Source organism: Bartonella sp. MR168JLCBS (assembly GCF_042194175.1).
The window spans coordinates 39,697-57,147 of record NZ_JBHIMP010000008.1 but is presented as its reverse complement, the minus strand read 5'-3'; the positions used below and the strand labels follow the sequence as shown (position 1 = coordinate 57,147).

Genomic DNA, 17,451 nt, shown 5'->3' with positions numbered 1-17,451 from the left:
GAGAATAGCCATGGAACAAGTTGAACAAAAAAACCCTCATTTCGTCATCTTTATGAATACGCTAGGACTCATTGGGTTATCTATTGTCTTGGTGGTGGCTTTTTATTATCAATTGGTAAAGTTTGAGTTACCTTGTCCCCTTTGTTTGCTACAGCGCGTTGGATTGATGCTGGCAGGTTGTGGGTTCTTGCTCAATATTCACCATAAGGTGAAAAATACCCATTATGGTATGGTTATTCTCGGTTGTATGGTAACGAGTGCCGTTGCAGCACGGCAAGTGTTTTTGCATATAACACCTGATGATTTGGGATATGGTTCAACGTTCTTTGGATTGCATTTTTATACTTGGGCTTTCATTATTTCTGTCCTTTGTATCTTTGCTGTCTCATTTGTCATGATTTTAGGCGAATTGGCACATAAGTTCAAAGAATTTTCTCCTTTTCCATTTTTGAGTAAAACGGCAAGTTTTTTATTTGTGTTTTTGATTGCGGCAAATTTGATTTCTACCATACTGGAATGTGGTGGTGGACAATGTGCTGATGATCCTGTAAGGTATGAATTGTTATCAAATTGGTTCCCTTCACAGTCTTGAATTTTTAATAATCCCTCATCGTGATTTTATTGTTAAAGAGGCGGAAATGTTAAAAAATCCGCTTCTTTTTTATTGATTGGGAAGACATTTTAGCAAGATTATTCGATAATCTGATCTTTTATGCCAACACTGGCTTTTATGAGCGCTTGCGATTGATGTTTTTTTAAGCGAAGACTTGCTCTGTGAACCTTTTATACTGTCTTTTGAGGGAGATAAAAGGATTGGTTGCAGGTGTTTTTAGAACAATCCCAGATTGTTGAGCTGCGTGGGTTAAAAAGCTTCGTTTTTTAAAGGTGCATTAACGATAAAAAATTTTTATTCTTGATTTTTCTTAACATTGCGTTAAATAAGTTATTGTATTCATTTTGATGCTTCTGAAGTATCTTTGCTGCTTTTAGAGGGATTAATTTAAAATTTTGAAAATTATCTGAATAATTTTCTGCAGAGGTTTGTTTATTAGAGGCAAACCTTTTTTTTTATCTAATTTTTAGATCTTTTCTTTTCAGTGTGAAGCCTTTTTTAGAAAAAATAAAGCGTCTGGATGACTCTCTTTTTTATTAAGATGTTGATTTATAATGATAAGTTATCATTTCCAACGTGAAGCACAACGCTGAAATATAATAAGATTTTCTCATCACCCGTTCTCTCATATTGAATCAATTCAAATTACTTGCTTGCACATCATGAGCGGGTGGGCCATGTGGGTCAAAACTGTACAAGAAAGGCATGCCTTTAATGAATTGGCTCTTGAACTGAAGGCTGTCCGCAACATTGGGAGCTGGCAGAGTTTTTGTGATGCTGCCAGTGTGTTCCTCCATAAGCGTAAAGATAGGGGGGGCTGAATGGATTTTATACATTTCATGGGGGGGGATTTTGGCATTCCTATCATGGATAGCGTTGGCGAAATGGGTGTGATGAGCGTTGAGAGATCTGTCTTTAAAACAAGCGTGTGAATATGCAACGCAAGTATATTGTGTTTTGTGCGTTTTGTCTTACGAAAAAATACGGTGACTTATAAGGATAAGTTATCATTGCGGATGTTGAATGAGAAAAACGAAAAGGTTCTCTCATTTCAAATTTTCTTATAGTCAATCAATTAAATGTACTCTCGTACGTTACAAGAAAGCACTGGATGTAAATAAAAAATCTTTTAAAAGTCGTAAAATGCTTCCTATAAATCCTTTTGATAGCTAGAAGTTGTCGAAAAAATTTATGCTGGTCAATGCAAATAATAGGGCGGTTTATATCTATGATTTAAGTGAAAATAGAGGGATTTAAATGAAAAGGGAGGCGAGATTTTAAAGACAGTTGTTGAAAACGTTATTGTATAATGCTTTTTTTACAGATTTTCTGCTTTCTGTAATGACGTAAAAGCGTAAAAACGGAAATGTGCAAAAAAGTAAGCTGCGATTTTATGTGTGGTGTGTGATTTTATCATGGCATGGAATGTAGAGAGAAGATTGGGGTTTGGGGATGAAGAGTCTGTGAAGGGAGGGGAAGTTTGGATGAAGAGGCGGGTGCGTTGACGAGAGAGGGTTTGGAGATGAAGAGTCTGTGAAGGGAGGGGAAGTTTGGATGAAGAGGCGGGTGCATTGACGAGAGAGGGTTTGGAGATGAAGAGTCTGTGAAGGGAGGGGAAGTTTGGATGAAGAGGCGGGTGCGTTGATGAGAGAGAAGAAGAGGGTGTGGGAGAATAGAGGGGGAAAGTTGCTTTTTGAAGAGGGAGTGAACGGGTGCTTTCAGTGATCTTGCTTTAGGGTGGTGAAGGGGCAAGAATATTTTAGAATAGGACGTATCTGTCGCGTTTGATGAAACATCATCTTTTGAGGGGTGGGTGATCTGAAGTTTATAGGGGGAGTTGGATATTGGCAAATAATGTCAATTGTTACTCTTTTGCTTAATCAGAAATCAGCCATAAGATTGCTTTTTGTTTTTTCGCTTTGAGTTCTCTAAAGTTTTTCAAAAGGGTGTGTTCTTTTTCGCTGTATGTTTCTTGATCATAGTGTGCGGCATGTGTTGAAAGATTTTCTTTTGTGGCAATATCTGCATAAAAAAAGCTTATGGGAACATCCAGTTTTTGGGCGATTTCGAGTAAACACCCTGCGCTTACACGATTTAAGCCTTTTTCATATTTTTGGATTTGTTGGAAACTGACGCCTAAATAGCTTCCTAATGCTTTTTGGGAAAGTCCCATGGCAATTCTTCTTTGACGGATTCTTTTGCCTATCAAAATGTCGATAAAATTTGGATTTTTGGTTTGCACTTCAAGCCCCCCTCCGGTTGCGAGCGCCCTCGCATTGGTATTCCGGGAGTCTGAAAACACTGACTTGACTCAGCCTTTTGCTTTTAGTGCTAGAGCGCACCTGGACATAGCAAAATCTCCCGGAATTCCGGGATACCCGCAAAGCGGGATAAATTCATGTGTCAAGTCTTCGGGTTTTCAGTTCCCTATTGGTCGTTGCGTATACGACCAAACTTACAGTATTCATTCATAAGGCAATTTCAGAAAATTGGCAAGAGAAATCAAAATCTTTCTATTCTATTATGCCGTAAAACACTGCTCTTTGAGAGGTGTGGTGTGCTGGTTTGAATTTGACTTAAGGGGGTATATGAATGGAATAATGTTAATTGTTACTCTTTTGCTTAATCAGAAATCAGCCATAAGATTGCTTTTTGTTTTTTCGCTTTGAGTTCTCTAAAGTTTTTCAAAAGGGTGTGTTCTTTTTCGCTGTATGTTTCTTGATCATAGTGTGCGGCATGTGTTGAAAGATTTTCTTTTGTGGCAATATCTGCATAAAAAAAGCTTATGGGAACATCCAGTTTTTGGGCGATTTCGAGTAAACACCCTGCGCTTACACGATTTAAGCCTTTTTTATATTTTGGGATTTGTTGGAAACTGACGCCTAAATAGCTTCCTAATGCTTTTTGGGAAAGTCCCATTGAAATGCGTCTATGGCGGATTCTTTTGCCTATCAAAATGTCGATAAAATTTGGATTTTTAGTTGGCACTTAAAGCCCCCTCCGGTTGCGAGCGCCCTCGCATTGGTATTCCGGGAGTCACAAGTACTGAACCCTAGTCAGTTTTTTTGCTTTTAGTGCTGGTAAGCACTTGGACATAGCAAAAACTCCCGGAATCCCGGGCCCCCCACGAAAGTGGGTTCAATTGTACGCTAGGGTTTAGGGCTTGTTTTCCCTCTTGATCGTTGCGTGGACGATCAAAATATCTTTTAAGTGATAAAGTAATTTCAGAAGATTGGCAAGAGAAATCAATATGTCATAAAACGGCGTTATTTGGAGGGGCGGTGATATCGGGCATATCAATTTATCAAGGTGTTTTTTAGAGTGTGATGAATATTTTAGGATGGATTTCTTTGCCTGGCCTGATGAAACAGTCTCGTTTGAGGGGTGGGTGATCTGAAGTGCGTGGGGGAGATTGGCTAGGCAAGAAGCTGGGTTGTAGAGCATTGTTTTCAGAGAAGTGCGGGGTTGGTGGTGTGGGAATTTTATTTGGCTTTATTCTGTGAATGTGTAAAAGCGTGAAGACGTATATTCGTGAAAAAGGAGAGGAGAATTTGTGCATTGTGTATGCTTTTAGCATGGCATGGAATGTGGTGAAAAGATTGTGGTGGGAGGATGAAGAGTCTATGAAGGGAGGGGGAAAGTTGCTTTTTGAAGAGGGATTGATCGGTGCTTTCAGTGATCTTACTTTAGGGTGGTGAAGGGGCAAGAATATTTTAGAATAGGACGTATCTGTCGCGTTTGATGAAACATCATCTTTTGAGGGGTGGGTGATCTGAAGTTTATAGGGGGAGTTGGATATTGGCAAATAATGTCAATTGTTACTCTTTTGCTTAATCAGAAATCAGCCATAAGATTGCTTTTTGTTTTTTCGCTTTGAGTTCTCTAAAGTTTTTCAAAAGGGTGTGTTCTTTTTCGCTGTATGTTTCTTGATCATAGTGTGCGGCATGTGTTGAAAGATTTTCTTTTGTGGCAATATCTGCATAAAAAAAGCTTATGGGAACATCCAGTTTTTGGGTGATTTCGAGTAAACACCCTGCGCTTACACGATTTAAGCCTTTTTCGTATTTTTGGATTTGTTGGAAACTGACGCCTAAATAGCTTCCTAATTCTTTTTGGGAAAGTCCCATGGCAATTCTTCTTTGACGGATTCTTTTGCCTATAGAAATATCGATAAAATTTGGATTTTTAGTTGGCACTTCAAGTCCCCTCCGGTTGCGAGCGCCCTCGCATTGGTATTCCGGGAGTCAAAAATACTGAACCTAAATCAGCTTTTTGCTTTTAGTACTCATCGCACCTGGACATAGCAAAAACTCCCGGAAACCCGGGAAACCCACAAAAGTGGGATAAATTTATGTTTAGGTTTCGGGTTTTTGATCCCCTATTGATCGTTGCGTATACGACCAAAGTTACAGTATTCATTCATAAGGCAATTTCAGGAGATTGGCAAGAGAAATCAATATGTCATAAAACGGCGTTATTGGGGGGGGTGATATCAGGCATATCAATTTATCAAGGTGTTTTTTAGAGTGTGATGAATATTTTAGGCTGGATTTCTTTGTCTGGTCTGATGAAACAGTCTCGTTTGAGGGGGGGGTGATTTGAAGTGCGTGGGGGTGTTGGGTAAGAAGCTGGGTTGTAGAGCATTGTTTTCAGAGCAGCGCGGGGGTGGTGGTGTGGAAGTTTCATTTGGCTGCTTTCTGTGAATGTATAAAAGCGTAAAAACGGAAATGTGCAAAAAAGGAAAAGGATTTATGTCGTTAGGGGGTGTTGTGGTTAATGAGACGGAATGTATAGGGATCGTGTTTTCAAGCTGGGAGTGCAACATAAATAGAGGATAGCTTAGATGAAATGTGTGGAGAGAGGAAAAATGGGTCAGGCTGTGCGGGGAAATGCATAGAGAGTGGAGAGGGCTGTGGAGCATGTCGTGGATGGATTTGTGAAGGATGTTTTTGAAAAAAGGAGGGGGCTTCTGGATGGGGAGAGGTGTTTGCATTTATCCCAATGGCGCATGTTTAGGGTGTGGAAGGCGGAAGGTGAGGAAAAGTTGGAGGGATGAGGATTGTTTGTAAGTCGTGGAGATAGTCAGAGGCATTGGGAAAACGCTTGAGGGGGAGAAATTTTAGCGCAATTTCTCGTCACTCTGAAATCAAGATCATCCTAAAAATTGGAGGAAATGGGTGGGAAAAATTGGTGGAGAGAAAGTTTTGAGCCTCAATGTGTGTGGTGATATGTGTGGTGATGTTTTTTGAGCGCATGAGAGAGTAAACTTGAAAAACCTTTCTCTTTTTGTTGAATTTTTATTCACAAACTTAAGAAAATAGGATATGAACGCTGGAAATAACGCACAGCTTAATAAAATATGTGCACTGTAAAGGAAATGTTTGTTTATGTCAAAAGAAGAAGTTTTAGAATTTTCTGGTATCGTTACTGAACTCTTACCGAATGCAATGTTTCGTGTGAAACTGGAAAATGATCATGAAATTATTGCGCATACTGCTGGTAGAATGCGGAAAAATCGTATTCGCGTGTTGGCAGGTGATAAAATCATGGTGGAAATGACACCTTATGATTTGACAAAAGGGCGCATTACATATCGCTATAAGTAGCCTAAGGGGTGGCTTGCGCTTTTTTGTAAAAGCCATCATATTATTTCTATTATTTTTTAACAGTTTTTAAGCTTGCTTTTCATGAGTGAAAAAAGGGGAGTGTTTGAATGGCATTGAAAAACTGTAAAATCAATGCGGAAAAAAGATAAGGAGATTAATGGCGCTTAAAAAGGGGGCGCGTAAAAGGGGCGAGAGGGAAGTCGATTGTGAAGGGGTGGAAATGAAAAATATAAGAGAGTGGGGGAAAAAACGTTTGGCAGATGCTCTTACAGAAGGAATTCATTTGGTGCTTGCTTCTGCTTCGCCAAGACGTTTAGCGCTCTTAGCACAAATAGGGATTGATCCTCAGCAGGTTTGTGCAAGCGATATTGATGAAACGCCAAAATTAAAAGAACATCCTGCAAATCTTGCCAAACGTTTGGCAAAAGAAAAAGCGCTGAAAGCCCAAGAAATTTTGCGCTGGTACGATCAGAATGGTCAAGAAGAGTTGCAGAATGGTCAAGAAAAATTACCTCAACAGAAAATGATTATCTTGGCTGCTGATACGGTGGTGGCTGTGGGGCGCACCATTCTCCCCAAACCAGAGGGTGAAGACGAGGCTTATGAATGTTTGCGATACCTTTCTGGGCGTTCGCACAAGGTCTATGGCGCCGTTTGTGCGCTCAATGAACGTGGAAAAATAACCGTAAAATTGGTTGAAAGTCGTGTCCGTTTTAGACGCTTAACTTCTTCCATGATGAAGGCTTACCTTGCTTCTGGTGAATGGCAAGGGAAAGCTGGTGGCTACGCTATTCAGGGAAAAGCCGGTGCTTTTGTTGTCTATATCACGGGTTCTTATTCTAATGTTGTGGGATTGCCTTTGGCTGAAACAGTCGATCTCTTGACCGCTTATCACTATCCACTTTTCACTCATTGGGTTGAAGAAACGCATTAGAAAAACTTTAAGGCAAGATCAATGCAAGGTGAAAAGCAACAAAAAGAAAAAAGCAAAAATGAAAAAAAAGGAACAGAAGAAAAGTTAATGAAGGAGCAGATGACAAAGGTGCGCCAAGAAAAAAAAGAGCTAAATTTGCAAAAAGAGACTCGTCCTCCGCATCCTTGTCCTATTTGTGGTCAAATGTCACAACAAAACGCCTATCCTTTTTGTTCCACACGGTGCCGAGCCATTGATCTTAATCGTTGGCTTTCAGGCGCTTATATTTTACCGCCCCCGCCGCAGAAAAGTGATGAAGAAGAATAAAGAGTCCTCTTGAGGAGAGAATGCTCAGAGCGTTTTTCGTGTTGGAGCTGAAGGTGAGGGCGCGCGGGATTATCGTAAATGGATTCAAGAGCTGGATTAACGGCTTGGTTATTGTCGTCATTCGCAAAGACGCAGATTAAGTTCAATCAATGATGAAAGTTTTAATACATATCTAAGACTTAGCACCAGTGGTTTTGTAATTATAAATTGCTTTGTTGCGGAAGGTCGTTGATGCCTTTAGGGTGTGAGGGAAGAATTGATAATCCAATCAGTATTGCTAAGGAAAAAGAGGGGGGCGTGTTTTAGTGCAAATAGACGGGGCAACAAACAATCGCTTGTTGGTGCTTTTGCTGGGTAATGGCATGGTGTCATTTGGGGGCTGGATTGATTATATCGTGATTTTGACCGTATCTGTGTTCATCTGGAAAGCTGATCAATATGATGTCGCTTTCATTGGAGCGGCAACATTATTACCGGGTATCGTTCTGTCTAAGCCAATTGGAATGTTGGTAAGTCATCGTTATATGATACATTGGTTGCGTGCATCGTTGTTGTTACGGGCGTTATGTACTGTCGTTTTATTGATGGCGACGAGTCTGCAGGGATTTATTATACTGGCAGTTATTCGAGCGACATTCAATAGTCTAGCCATTCCAGCAATTTTCGTTCTCAGTGCAAATTCTGTGCCTGAAAAAGAACGTACACGTTACTATTCTGTGCTTAACATGATCAATAGCATGGCGAAGATGATAGGACCTGCTTTGGGGAGTACGCTCTCTGCGTTTTTGTCAGATACGTATACTTTATTGTTTTCTGGATTTCTGACGTTGCTAGGCTTTATAGTGTTTTGTTGTATTGGTGCACAACCTGTCTCGTCGCTCATAGTAAAAACAGCGAACACCATGAAATCACAGCATAGGCTTTATGGGACAACTTGGTATGCCTATGTGGCGGTGATGTTTGTGTATTTTGCCATGATCTTTATGGTGAATAATCAGTTGCCTGTCATCCTTAATGCACTGAAAATGAATAAACAGGCTCTTGGGATGTTGGTATCTGCTTCAGGGATTGGTAATTTTTTATATGGGTTTTGGAGAGTGAAACAATCAAAGCATAAACCCCTTACAGGCAAAATATCAGAGTTGTTAATGCCTGCAATGTCAACAATGGTTTGTTTTGTAATGATTTCAGTGTGCTTTTTTTACTTGGATTTACTCCGTATTGAAACTTTGTTTTTCTGTTCTTTTCTTGTTGGAATGGTTAGTGCCTACTTTTCCATATCTTCTAATGTTTATCTGGTAACCAATTTCAATGAACAGATTGGGTTGGCTTCTGGATGGGTGCAGTCTATACAAAATTTAGCTATGTTGGTGGCTCCCTTTGTTGGAGCGTTTGTTTTAGGTCACACTTCGGCTGGGCAGTTGTTCCTTTTTTCTGGATTGAGTGGGTTATTCTGTTTATTGGGTATCAGGATATTGGTAAGCCGTTCTTTGTTCATTATTCATTCTGAATGATTGGCTCATCAACGAAACATGTGTTGTAAATCATTTTTCTGAGATTTAGAGGACGTGGAGATAATCCAACATAGAGCAGCTTTTTCAACGTTATAAGCTCAATCTTTTGATTTTTACTTAACCGCTCATATGTTTTTTTCGGGGCTTTGCCTTCTTGACACTGTTCTACCGTCTCATAAACTCAAGCGGAGACATGGTTTTGAGTAACGATTGCACTGTATTGAACCCTGTTATGCTACGAATAGTTAAACTTTCAACCCCAGCCACTGATCCTCAATCAGCTTGGCTTGAAGCAATAACGGAAACAGAAAATGAGCTATAGTATAAATTATCCTACATGCCGTAAAATATCACTCTTTGAGGGGTGTGGTGATATCAAGTATGGGAAATTTTAGGCAGGGGGTATGTTAACTGTTGTGCTTTTGCTTAATCAGAAATCAACCACAAGATTGCTTTTTGTTTTTTCGCTTTGAGCTCTCTAAAATTTTTCAAAAGGGCGTGTTCTTTTTCGCTATAGGTTTCTTGATCGTGGTGTAAGAGAGTGTCTTTTATTGAGATATCTTCTTTTGTAGCAAGGTCTGCATAAAAAAAGCTCATGGGAACATCTAGTTTTTGGGCGATTTCCAGTAAACATTTGGCACTTACACGATTGAAGCCTTTTTCATACTTTTGGATTTGTTGAAAACTGACACCTAAATGGCTTCCTAATTCCTTTTGGGAAAGTCCTATTGAAATGCGTCTGTGACGGATTCTTTTGCCTATCAAAATGTCGATAAAATGTGGATTTTTAGTTGGCACTTAAAGCCCCCCTCCGGTTGCGAGCGCCCTCGCATTGGTATTCCGGGAGGTTGAAAATACTGAACCTAAATCAGCTTTTTGCTTTTAGTGTTGAGAACACTTGGACATAGCAAAAACTCCCGGAATCCCGGGAAACCCACAGAGTGGGATAAATTTATGTTTAGGTTTCGGGTCTTCAACTCCCTATTTGACCGTTGCGTGGACGATCAAAATCACACTTTAAGTGATAAAGTAATTTCAGTATATTGGCAAGAAAAATCAAAATAATCTCAAAGACTATAAGATTGGGTACTTTTTAAAAAAGTGTGAAATATGGATTATAAATCGCGTTTTTGCTTAATCAGAAATGTCGATAAAATGTGGATTTTGGTTGGCACTTCAAGCCCCCCTCCGGTTGCGAGCGCCCTCGCATTGGTATTCCGGGAGGTAAAAGTACTGAATCATAGTCAGCATTTTGCTTTTAGTGCTGGTAAGCACTTGGACATAGCAAAATCTCCCGGAATCTCAAGATATCCGTAAAGCGGGTTTGTTTTTACGCTAGAGCTTAGGGCTTGTTTTCCCTGTTGATCGCTGCGTGGACGATCAAAATATCTTTTAAGTGATAAAGTAATTTCAGAAAATTGGCAAGAAAAATCAATATGTCATAAAACGGCGTTATTTGGAGGGGCGGTGATATCAGGCATATCAATTTATCAAGGTGTTTTTTAGAGTGTGATGAATATTTAGGCTGGATTTCCTTGTCTGGTCTGATGAAACAGTTTCGTTTGAGGAGTGGGTGATCTGAAGTTTATAGGGGGTGTTGGGTAAGAAGTTAAATTGTAGAGTATTGTTTATAGAGCACTGCGGAGTGGTGAACCTTTCATTTGGTTGCATTCTGTGAATGTGTAAAAGCGTGAAAACGTATATCCGTACAATGATGCGGAGGATTTGTGGATTTATGCATTGTGCATGTTTTCGGGTCATGTTGGGATTTTGTCTGGCGTGGAATGCGGTGAGATAAATGGGGAAAGAGTCTGTGAATGGAGGAGAAGTTGGGAGGAAGAGAGGTGTTAAGCGCGTTGGTTGGAGAAGAGTGTGTGGGGAATATTTTAGGGCATGGCTTATCTGGCGTGTTTGATGAAACAGTCTCGTTTGAGGTGTGGGATAGCCATATGAAATAATCAGCAGGGGAATCTGATAGACGGGAAATCAGATTGTTTACAGAACAGTGTTTACAGAGTGGTGCGTGGGGTGGTGGTTTGGGAGTTTCGTTGGCTTCGTTCTGTAAAGATGTAAAAGCGTAAAAATGTATATCTGTAAAAGTGAAGCGAAGGACTTATGGATTTGATTTATGCATTGTGCGTGTTTTTGTCATGTTTGGCTTTTGTCTGGCGTGGAATGTGTTGACAGGATTGGCGAGCTGGAGGGTGTGCAGACTGGAAAGGAAATGAAAGAATGCTGTTAGGGGCGTTGGTTGGAGAAGAGTGTGTAGGGGGAAATGGGGGAATGATCTGAAACGAATGGGTGGTCAGTGGTGGAAACTTGCTATGCAAGCATTTGAATTATTTACAGACTATTGTTTATAGAGTGGCGTGGGGTGGTGGTTTGGGAGTTTCGTTGGCTTCGTTCTGTAAAGATGTAAAAGCGTAAAAATGTGAATCTGTAAAAGTGAAGCGGAGGATTTGTCCTTTGTGTATGCTTTTATCATGGCATGGAATGTGGTGAGATAAATGGGGGGTGAAGAGACTGTGAATGGAGGGGGGAAAATTGAGATGAAGAGGGGTGTTAAGTCGTAAGTATATGACGGCGAGGAAGGGGTGTGTGGAATGGAGGATGAAGAGAGTGCGTATGGACAAAGAGAGGGGGTGGATAAGAGGCGGGTGGTGCAAAGGGATGCGTGAAGGATGGTGTAAGGATGATAGAGAGGGAGGTGAGGATTCTATTAAAAGGGTGTTGTGGTTTTGAGAGGAGGGTGAGAGTGGAGAAAATGTGCTGGAAAGCATGGTGATGAGGTAAGCTAAAGGGTATGGGATGAGAGAAGGGGCGGAAAAAGGAACTAGAAAATGGAGAAAAACAGTGGTGGGGAAATGAAAAAAGCTACCTCACCTCCCCTTTGTTTTCAAAGGGGCGTGAGGAATTTATGTTTTATCAAGAAGAAAAAGCTTAGTTTGCTTTCATAATTTTCCAAGTTTTTCCATCAGACATATACATGATTTTTTGGCCTGTGGTTACTTTTCGTATCTCATGATCGGTACGAATTGAGGAACTTGAAGCTGCGCGGTTGTCTACGAAGATTGATTTCCACATAAATGGGCCGGGGAGTGGGAAAAAGATATTGGGTGCCCAAGCACCATCTTGTAAATGAACGACGACAAGCTCTTCTTTTTTCAATTTATCCGAAATAGTTTGTGCAGAGAGGTCTTTCCCATTGGAAATGGGGACTTTCGGCTCAGCTGTGGGGGAGGCTAAACCTCCAAGGTCGCTTATACTATTCATGCACTGAATTTACATAATATTTGGACGACGTGAGGATCTTTACAGTGTCCTTCAGCAGAGGCATTTATGAACGCTTGGTATTTGTAATCAGCTATAGGGCTGAAAAAGGTGGAACTTTGTGGACTTAACACATAACAGGAGGAAAGATGCCTCTTCCAACGAGAATGGTCTTCAACAAAACTCGAAGATTTATAGAGTTTGCCAAAAGTTTTTGGAACTTCGATAACACCGACTATTGTTGCTTTATCAGCTATAAGGTCGATTATTGTTCCTGTAACTAGATTTCCATTCTTGGAAACATCCAATCTATATCGATGTCCAATTTTCCAAGGAAATTCAATATCACAGCGTACTCCTGAGCCCTCATGGGTAAAATGTTTACATTTCTCACTCTTTCATCCCGTGGCATTCCGGATAGAAAAGTGAATGGTGCGGGTGCCTCTGTTGAATAAACCAATATAGCCACTTTTTCCATTTTTGAATTGAAACTCGTTTCCCCAGAAATAGATGGAATGAGGTCCACCATCATAAGTTATTTGCTGAAAAAAAGAAAATGTATCAAATGACCTATTTTGAGACCATGTGTGTTGCATCGTGACAACTTTACCAGCAAAAACAGCGTAGCTTGGCTTGCTTATGAGACAAAATAGAATAATTATAAGAATATTTTTTACTTTACTGTACAAATTAACCTAATTTCATTTAATAAATTTGAAATGATTCCATAAATAGAAGTATATTTAATCTATTTTAAATAGAAAATATAATAAATACTTTTTATTTCACTCTTAACTACATGTCGTAAAATACGCTTTTTAAAAATCAAAAGGTGTATTTGCTTTCATTTAAATTCAATTCATTAATAATGATGTACTGATGTTGTGGTTTTACTTGTGAGGCTGTGCTGGTGAGGCTGTGCTGGAGGGGGCTGTGATGGTGGGGGGTGTGATGGTGGGGCTGTGATGGTGAGGTTGTGATGGTGAGGTTGTGATGGTGGGGTTGTGATGGTGGGGTTGTGATGGTGAGGGTTGTGATGGTGGGGCTGTGATGGTGAGGGTTGTGATGGTGGGGTTGTGATGGTGAGGGTTGTGATGGTGGGGCTGTGATGGTGAGGGTTGTGATGGTGGGGCTGTGATGGTGGGGTTGTGATGGTGGGGTTGTGATGGTGGGGGCTGTGCTGGTGGGGCTGTGCTGGTGGGGCTGTGCTGGTGGGGGGTGTGATGGTGGGGCTGTGATGGTGGGGCTGTGATGGTGGGGGCTGTGATGGTGGGGTTGTGATGGTGGGGGCTGTGATGGTGGGGTTGTGCTGGTGAGGTTGTGGTGGTGGGGTTGTGATGGTGGGGTTATAGGGGAGTTGCAGTTTTTATTTAAATAATGACAGTGCGCCTTTCTCTCCCTCTTGCTATAGGGCTTGTGAGGACCCATATTCTTTTTAGCACTACGGTTCTTCTTCATGCGGCGTCATTTGCGGTGTTTGGTGGGGATTGGTCGGTCCTTTGAAGATGTCTCTTTTGTGGAATGTTGGGGGAGTTTAAAGTGCGGCGGTGGCTTGAGATTTAAGGAAAAAAAATGAACTTGGAAAAATATAGCGAACGGTTGCAAGGTTTTTTACAATCAGCACAAAATAGTGCCCTCTCTTCTGATCATCAGCAATTTGTGCCGGAGCATCTGTTGAAAGTGCTGTTAGACGATTCTCAAGGGTTGGCAGCATCACTGATCCAAAAAGCGGGTGGTGATCTTACTCTTATTCGAAAGGCGCTTAACGAAGCACTTGATGCTTTGCCAAAAGTGCAAGGGGGAAATGGACAGCTCTATTTGTCTCAGCCGTTGGCAAAAGTCTTTAACATGGCTGAAGATCTGGCGAAAAAAGCCGGTGATCAATTTGTGACTGTGGAGCGTGTGTTGCAAGCACTGATCATGGAAAAGACCGCAAAAACCGCTGATGTTCTCACAAGTGGAGGGTTGACAGCGCAAGCGCTTAATCAGGCTATTAATGATTTGCGGAAGGGAAAAACAGCAACAAGCCCCCATGCCGAAAGCCAATATGATGCTTTGCAAAAATATGCTCGTGATTTGACAAAAGATGCTCGTGAAGGAAAACTTGATCCTGTGATTGGGCGGGAAGAGGAAATTCGCCGCACTATTCAGGTGCTTTCACGGCGTACCAAAAATAATCCTGTGCTGATTGGGGAGCCTGGGGTGGGGAAAACAGCTATTGTGGAAGGGTTGGCATTGCGCATTGTTAATGGCGATGTGCCTGAAACTTTGCGTGATAAACAGCTTCATGCGCTCGATATGGGATCGCTTATCGCTGGTGCAAAGTTTCGTGGGGAATTCGAAGAGCGCCTCAAAGCGGTGCTGGCAGAGGTGCAAGCTGAAAATGGTCAGATCATTTTGTTTATCGATGAATTGCATAATCTCGTGGGGGCAGGAAAATCCGATGGGCCTATGGATGCTTCCAACTTGCTAAAACCTGCTCTCGCACGCGGAGAACTCCATTGTGTGGGGGCTACGACTTTGGATGAATATCGAAAATATGTCGAAAAAGATGCTGCTCTTGCACGCCGCTTCCAGCCTGTCTTTGTGCCTGAACCTTCTTTAGAGGATACTATTTCTATTTTGCGCGGTATTAAAGAAAAATATGAACAACATCACAAAGTGCGCTTGGCAGATAGTGCTTTGATTGCGGCGGCGCGTTTGTCTAACCGCTATATTACGGATCGTTTCTTGCCTGATAAAGCTATTGATCTTATCGATGAAGCGGCGGCACGGTTGCGGATGCAGGTCGATTCAAAGCCGGAAGAACTTGATGCACTTGATCGGCGTATTTTACAATTGAAGATTGAACGTGAAGCTTTGAAAACTGACGTGGAGCCAACAGCAAAAGAACGTTTGCAAAGCGTGCAGGAAGAACTGAAAACATTGGAACAACAGTCCGCTGAGATGACAACGGCTTGGCAGGCTGAGAAACAAAAATTAGGGCATGCTGCTGATTTGAAAAAACAACTCGAAGAAGCCCGTAATGCTTTGGCTATTGCACAGCGTGATGGACAATTCCAAAAAGCTGGAGAACTCGCTTATAGCGTTATCCCTGAACTCGAAAAACAATTGAGCATCGCTGAAAATGATGACCAACAAAATCATCTCGTTGAAGAAACGGTCACTGCTGAACATGTGGCACGGATTGTTTCACGCTGGACCGGTATTCCTGTTGATCGAATGCTGGAGGCAGAACGGGAGGCGCTGTTGCGGATGGAAGATGAAATTAGCAAACGTGTGATTGGTCAGGGGGAGGCTGTTCAAGCTGTTTCTCGCGCTGTACGCCGCGCGCGCGCAGGGTTGCAAGATCCCAATCGTCCGCTTGGCTCTTTCATGTTTTTGGGTCCTACTGGTGTGGGGAAAACCGAATTAACCAAAGCTCTGGCCGCTTTTCTTTTCCAAGACTCCAATGCCATGTTGCGCATCGATATGTCTGAATATATGGAAAAACATGCTGGGGCGCGGCTTATTGGGGCGCCGCCTGGATATGTTGGATATGAAGAGGGAGGCGTGCTGACCGAAGCCGTACGCAGAAGACCTTATCAGGTCATTCTGTTCGACGAAATTGAAAAAGCACATCCTGATATTTTTAATCTCTTGTTGCAAGTGCTCGATGAGGGACGTTTGACCGATAGTCAAGGACGTACCGTCGATTTTCGCAATACCTTGCTGATTATGACTTCTAATCTTGGTGCTGAATTTTTAACTGCTTTGCCTGAAGGACAAACAACTGATCAGGCAAAAAATGATGTCATGAATGTCGTCAAAGCGGCTTTTCGTCCTGAATTTTTAAACCGTATTGATGAGATTATTCTCTTTCAAAGATTGCAACGCCACGATATGGAAGCGATCGTCGATATTCAGATAGAACATTTGCAAAACTTGCTCAATGAACGCCAAATAACTTTGCAAATCGAGCCAGAGGTGAGGAAATTTCTTGCCGATAAAGGCTATGATCCTCTCTATGGTGCACGTCCGCTTAAACGGATTATCCAAAAAGAAATTCAAGACCCACTGGCGGAAAATATCTTGTTTGGAAAAATTCACGATGAAACAACGGTGAAAATTATAAAACAAGGTGATCGATTGGAGTTTTTGCCTGAAGATTAAGTTTGGAGAAATTCACGCTATAAAGGGCGGTGATAATCCTATTGTGTGATAAAACACCGCTCTTTGAGGCGTGCTGATTTAGAAAAATTCACGATGAGACAGCGGGTGTTTTATTGCAAAGCAAAGGGAGTGGTCGGTGTTTTTGCATATTAAATGAGTGTTCTCGAATATCGTAGGATTCTTTTATTTCTGTTTGTAGTGAAAACTATTTTCTTGCAATGTAATGAGTGAAGTCACAAGCGGGATTGCTTTATTGCTTTATTGCTTTATTGCTTTATTGCTTTATTGCTTTATTGCTTTGTGCGTAAAAGCGTTAAAGAGAAATGCCGTTTATCTGCCGTAAAATATTGCTCTTTGAGGGGGTGTGGGGAGCTGGTTTGAATGTGACTTAGGGGGGGATATGAATGGAATAATGTTGATCGTTGCGCTGTTGCTTAATCAGAAATCAACCACAAGATTGCTTTTTGTTTTTTAGATTTGAGCTCTCTAAAGTTTTTTAAAAGTGCGTGTTCTTTTTCGCTATAGGTGCATTGATCAAGGTGTAAGAGAGTGTCTTTTGTTGAAAGATCTTCTTTTGTGGCAAGGTCTGCATAAAAGAAGTTTACGGGGACATCTAGTTTTTGGGCGATTTCGAGCAAACATTTTGCGCTTACACGATTGAAGCCTTTTTCATATTTTTGGATTTGTTGGAAACTGACGCCTAAATGGCTCCCTAATTCTTTTTGGGAAAGCCCTATTGAAATGCGTCTGTGACGGATTCTTTTGCCTATCAAAATGTCGATAAAATGTGGATTTTTAGTTGGCACTTCAAGCCCCCTCCGGTTGCGAGCGCCCTCGCATTGGTATTCCGGGAGTTAAAAACACTGACTTGACTCAGCTTTTTGCTTTTAGTGCTAAAGCACCTGGACATAGCAAAATCTCCCGGAATTCCGGGATACCCGCAAAGCGGGATAAATTTATGTGTCAAGTCTTCGGGTTTTTAATCCCTATTGATCGTTGCGTAGACGACCAAAATTACACTTTAAGTGATAAAGTAATTTCAGAAGATTAGCAAGA

18 protein-coding genes are annotated in these 17,451 nt (G+C 41.4%); 11 read left to right on the top strand and 7 right to left on the bottom strand.

The window, feature by feature from the left end; translation table 11 throughout:
* Positions 1-10 precede the first annotated feature (10 nt).
* Entirely contained in the window at positions 11-592 is a 582-nt protein-coding gene (locus ACFIK8_RS06360; RefSeq protein WP_375635621.1) for a disulfide bond formation protein B, read from the top strand.
* 698 nt (positions 593-1,290) lie between these two features.
* A complete protein-coding gene (locus ACFIK8_RS06355) occupies positions 1,291-1,434 on the top strand; it encodes a hypothetical protein (protein ID WP_375652779.1) in 144 nt (47 codons plus the stop codon).
* A 1,055-nt stretch (positions 1,435-2,489) separates the two neighbouring features.
* On the opposite strand, the gene ACFIK8_RS06350 is transcribed toward ACFIK8_RS06355, so the two are convergent.
* Positions 2,490-2,855, bottom strand: coding sequence for a helix-turn-helix domain-containing protein (locus ACFIK8_RS06350; RefSeq protein ID WP_375652780.1), 366 nt, complete (start codon positions 2,853-2,855; stop codon positions 2,490-2,492).
* 380 nt (positions 2,856-3,235) lie between these two features.
* Positions 3,236-3,601: a helix-turn-helix domain-containing protein gene (locus ACFIK8_RS06345; protein WP_375669040.1), complete on the bottom strand. Its 366-nt coding sequence runs from the start codon at positions 3,599-3,601 to the stop codon at positions 3,236-3,238.
* 572 nt (positions 3,602-4,173) lie between these two features.
* Here ACFIK8_RS06345 and ACFIK8_RS06340 point away from each other — a divergent pair.
* The gene (locus ACFIK8_RS06340) at positions 4,174-4,311 is read left to right on the top strand and encodes a hypothetical protein (RefSeq protein ID WP_375652782.1); all 138 of its coding nucleotides are present in this window, start codon (positions 4,174-4,176) and stop codon (positions 4,309-4,311) included.
* 132 nt (positions 4,312-4,443) lie between these two features.
* On the opposite strand, the gene ACFIK8_RS06335 is transcribed toward ACFIK8_RS06340, so the two are convergent.
* Positions 4,444-4,809: a helix-turn-helix domain-containing protein gene (locus ACFIK8_RS06335; RefSeq protein WP_375635624.1), complete on the bottom strand. Its 366-nt coding sequence runs from the start codon at positions 4,807-4,809 to the stop codon at positions 4,444-4,446.
* Positions 4,810-4,964: 155 nt separating this feature from the next.
* On the opposite strand from ACFIK8_RS06335, the gene ACFIK8_RS06330 reads away from it, so the two are divergent.
* From ACFIK8_RS06330 to ACFIK8_RS06305, 6 genes are all read left to right on the top strand, one after another.
* A complete protein-coding gene (locus ACFIK8_RS06330) occupies positions 4,965-5,138 on the top strand; it encodes a hypothetical protein (RefSeq protein WP_375655684.1) in 174 nt (57 codons plus the stop codon).
* Positions 5,139-5,525: 387 nt separating this feature from the next.
* The gene (locus ACFIK8_RS06325; RefSeq protein ID WP_375655682.1) at positions 5,526-5,669 is read left to right on the top strand and encodes a hypothetical protein; all 144 of its coding nucleotides are present in this window, start codon (positions 5,526-5,528) and stop codon (positions 5,667-5,669) included.
* A 331-nt stretch (positions 5,670-6,000) separates the two neighbouring features.
* The gene (infA, locus tag ACFIK8_RS06320) at positions 6,001-6,219 is read left to right on the top strand and encodes a translation initiation factor IF-1 (RefSeq protein ID WP_004857577.1); all 219 of its coding nucleotides are present in this window, start codon (positions 6,001-6,003) and stop codon (positions 6,217-6,219) included.
* 220 nt (positions 6,220-6,439) lie between these two features.
* On the top strand, positions 6,440-7,153 hold the full coding sequence (locus ACFIK8_RS06315; RefSeq protein ID WP_375635662.1) for a Maf family nucleotide pyrophosphatase: 714 nt from the start codon (positions 6,440-6,442) through the stop codon (positions 7,151-7,153).
* A gap of 21 nt (positions 7,154-7,174) precedes the next feature.
* On the top strand, positions 7,175-7,459 hold the full coding sequence (gene yacG / locus ACFIK8_RS06310; protein WP_015856851.1) for a DNA gyrase inhibitor YacG: 285 nt from the start codon (positions 7,175-7,177) through the stop codon (positions 7,457-7,459).
* Between the two features lie 305 nt (positions 7,460-7,764).
* On the top strand, positions 7,765-8,973 hold the full coding sequence (locus ACFIK8_RS06305; RefSeq protein ID WP_375669039.1) for an MFS transporter: 1,209 nt from the start codon (positions 7,765-7,767) through the stop codon (positions 8,971-8,973).
* Positions 8,974-9,399: 426 nt separating this feature from the next.
* Here the strand turns inward: ACFIK8_RS06305 and ACFIK8_RS06300 are convergent, their stop codons facing one another.
* Positions 9,400-9,771 carry a helix-turn-helix domain-containing protein gene (locus tag ACFIK8_RS06300; RefSeq protein WP_375669038.1) on the bottom strand — a complete coding sequence of 124 codons (372 nt, stop codon included), beginning with the start codon at positions 9,769-9,771 and terminating at the stop codon, positions 9,400-9,402.
* A gap of 1,019 nt (positions 9,772-10,790) precedes the next feature.
* Between ACFIK8_RS06300 and ACFIK8_RS06295 the strand changes: the two genes are divergently transcribed.
* Positions 10,791-10,931: a hypothetical protein gene (locus ACFIK8_RS06295; protein ID WP_375669037.1), complete on the top strand. Its 141-nt coding sequence runs from the start codon at positions 10,791-10,793 to the stop codon at positions 10,929-10,931.
* Positions 10,932-11,913: 982 nt separating this feature from the next.
* On the opposite strand, the gene ACFIK8_RS06290 is transcribed toward ACFIK8_RS06295, so the two are convergent.
* A complete protein-coding gene (locus ACFIK8_RS06290) occupies positions 11,914-12,246 on the bottom strand; it encodes a hypothetical protein (RefSeq protein WP_375655678.1) in 333 nt (110 codons plus the stop codon).
* A complete protein-coding gene (locus tag ACFIK8_RS06285) occupies positions 12,243-12,587 on the bottom strand; it encodes a hypothetical protein (RefSeq protein ID WP_375669053.1) in 345 nt (114 codons plus the stop codon). Before ACFIK8_RS06285 ends, ACFIK8_RS06290 begins: the two co-directional genes overlap by 4 nt.
* 1,228 nt (positions 12,588-13,815) lie before the next feature.
* Between ACFIK8_RS06285 and clpB the strand changes: the two genes are divergently transcribed.
* Complete coding sequence (gene clpB / locus ACFIK8_RS06280; protein ID WP_375669036.1) at positions 13,816-16,395, top strand: ATP-dependent chaperone ClpB; 2,580 nt, start codon at positions 13,816-13,818, stop codon at positions 16,393-16,395.
* A 434-nt stretch (positions 16,396-16,829) separates the two neighbouring features.
* On the opposite strand, the gene ACFIK8_RS06275 is transcribed toward clpB, so the two are convergent.
* Positions 16,830-17,201 (bottom strand): helix-turn-helix domain-containing protein, encoded by a 372-nt coding sequence (locus ACFIK8_RS06275; protein WP_375669035.1) that lies wholly within the window; start codon positions 17,199-17,201, stop codon positions 16,830-16,832.
* Positions 17,202-17,451 lie beyond the last annotated feature (250 nt).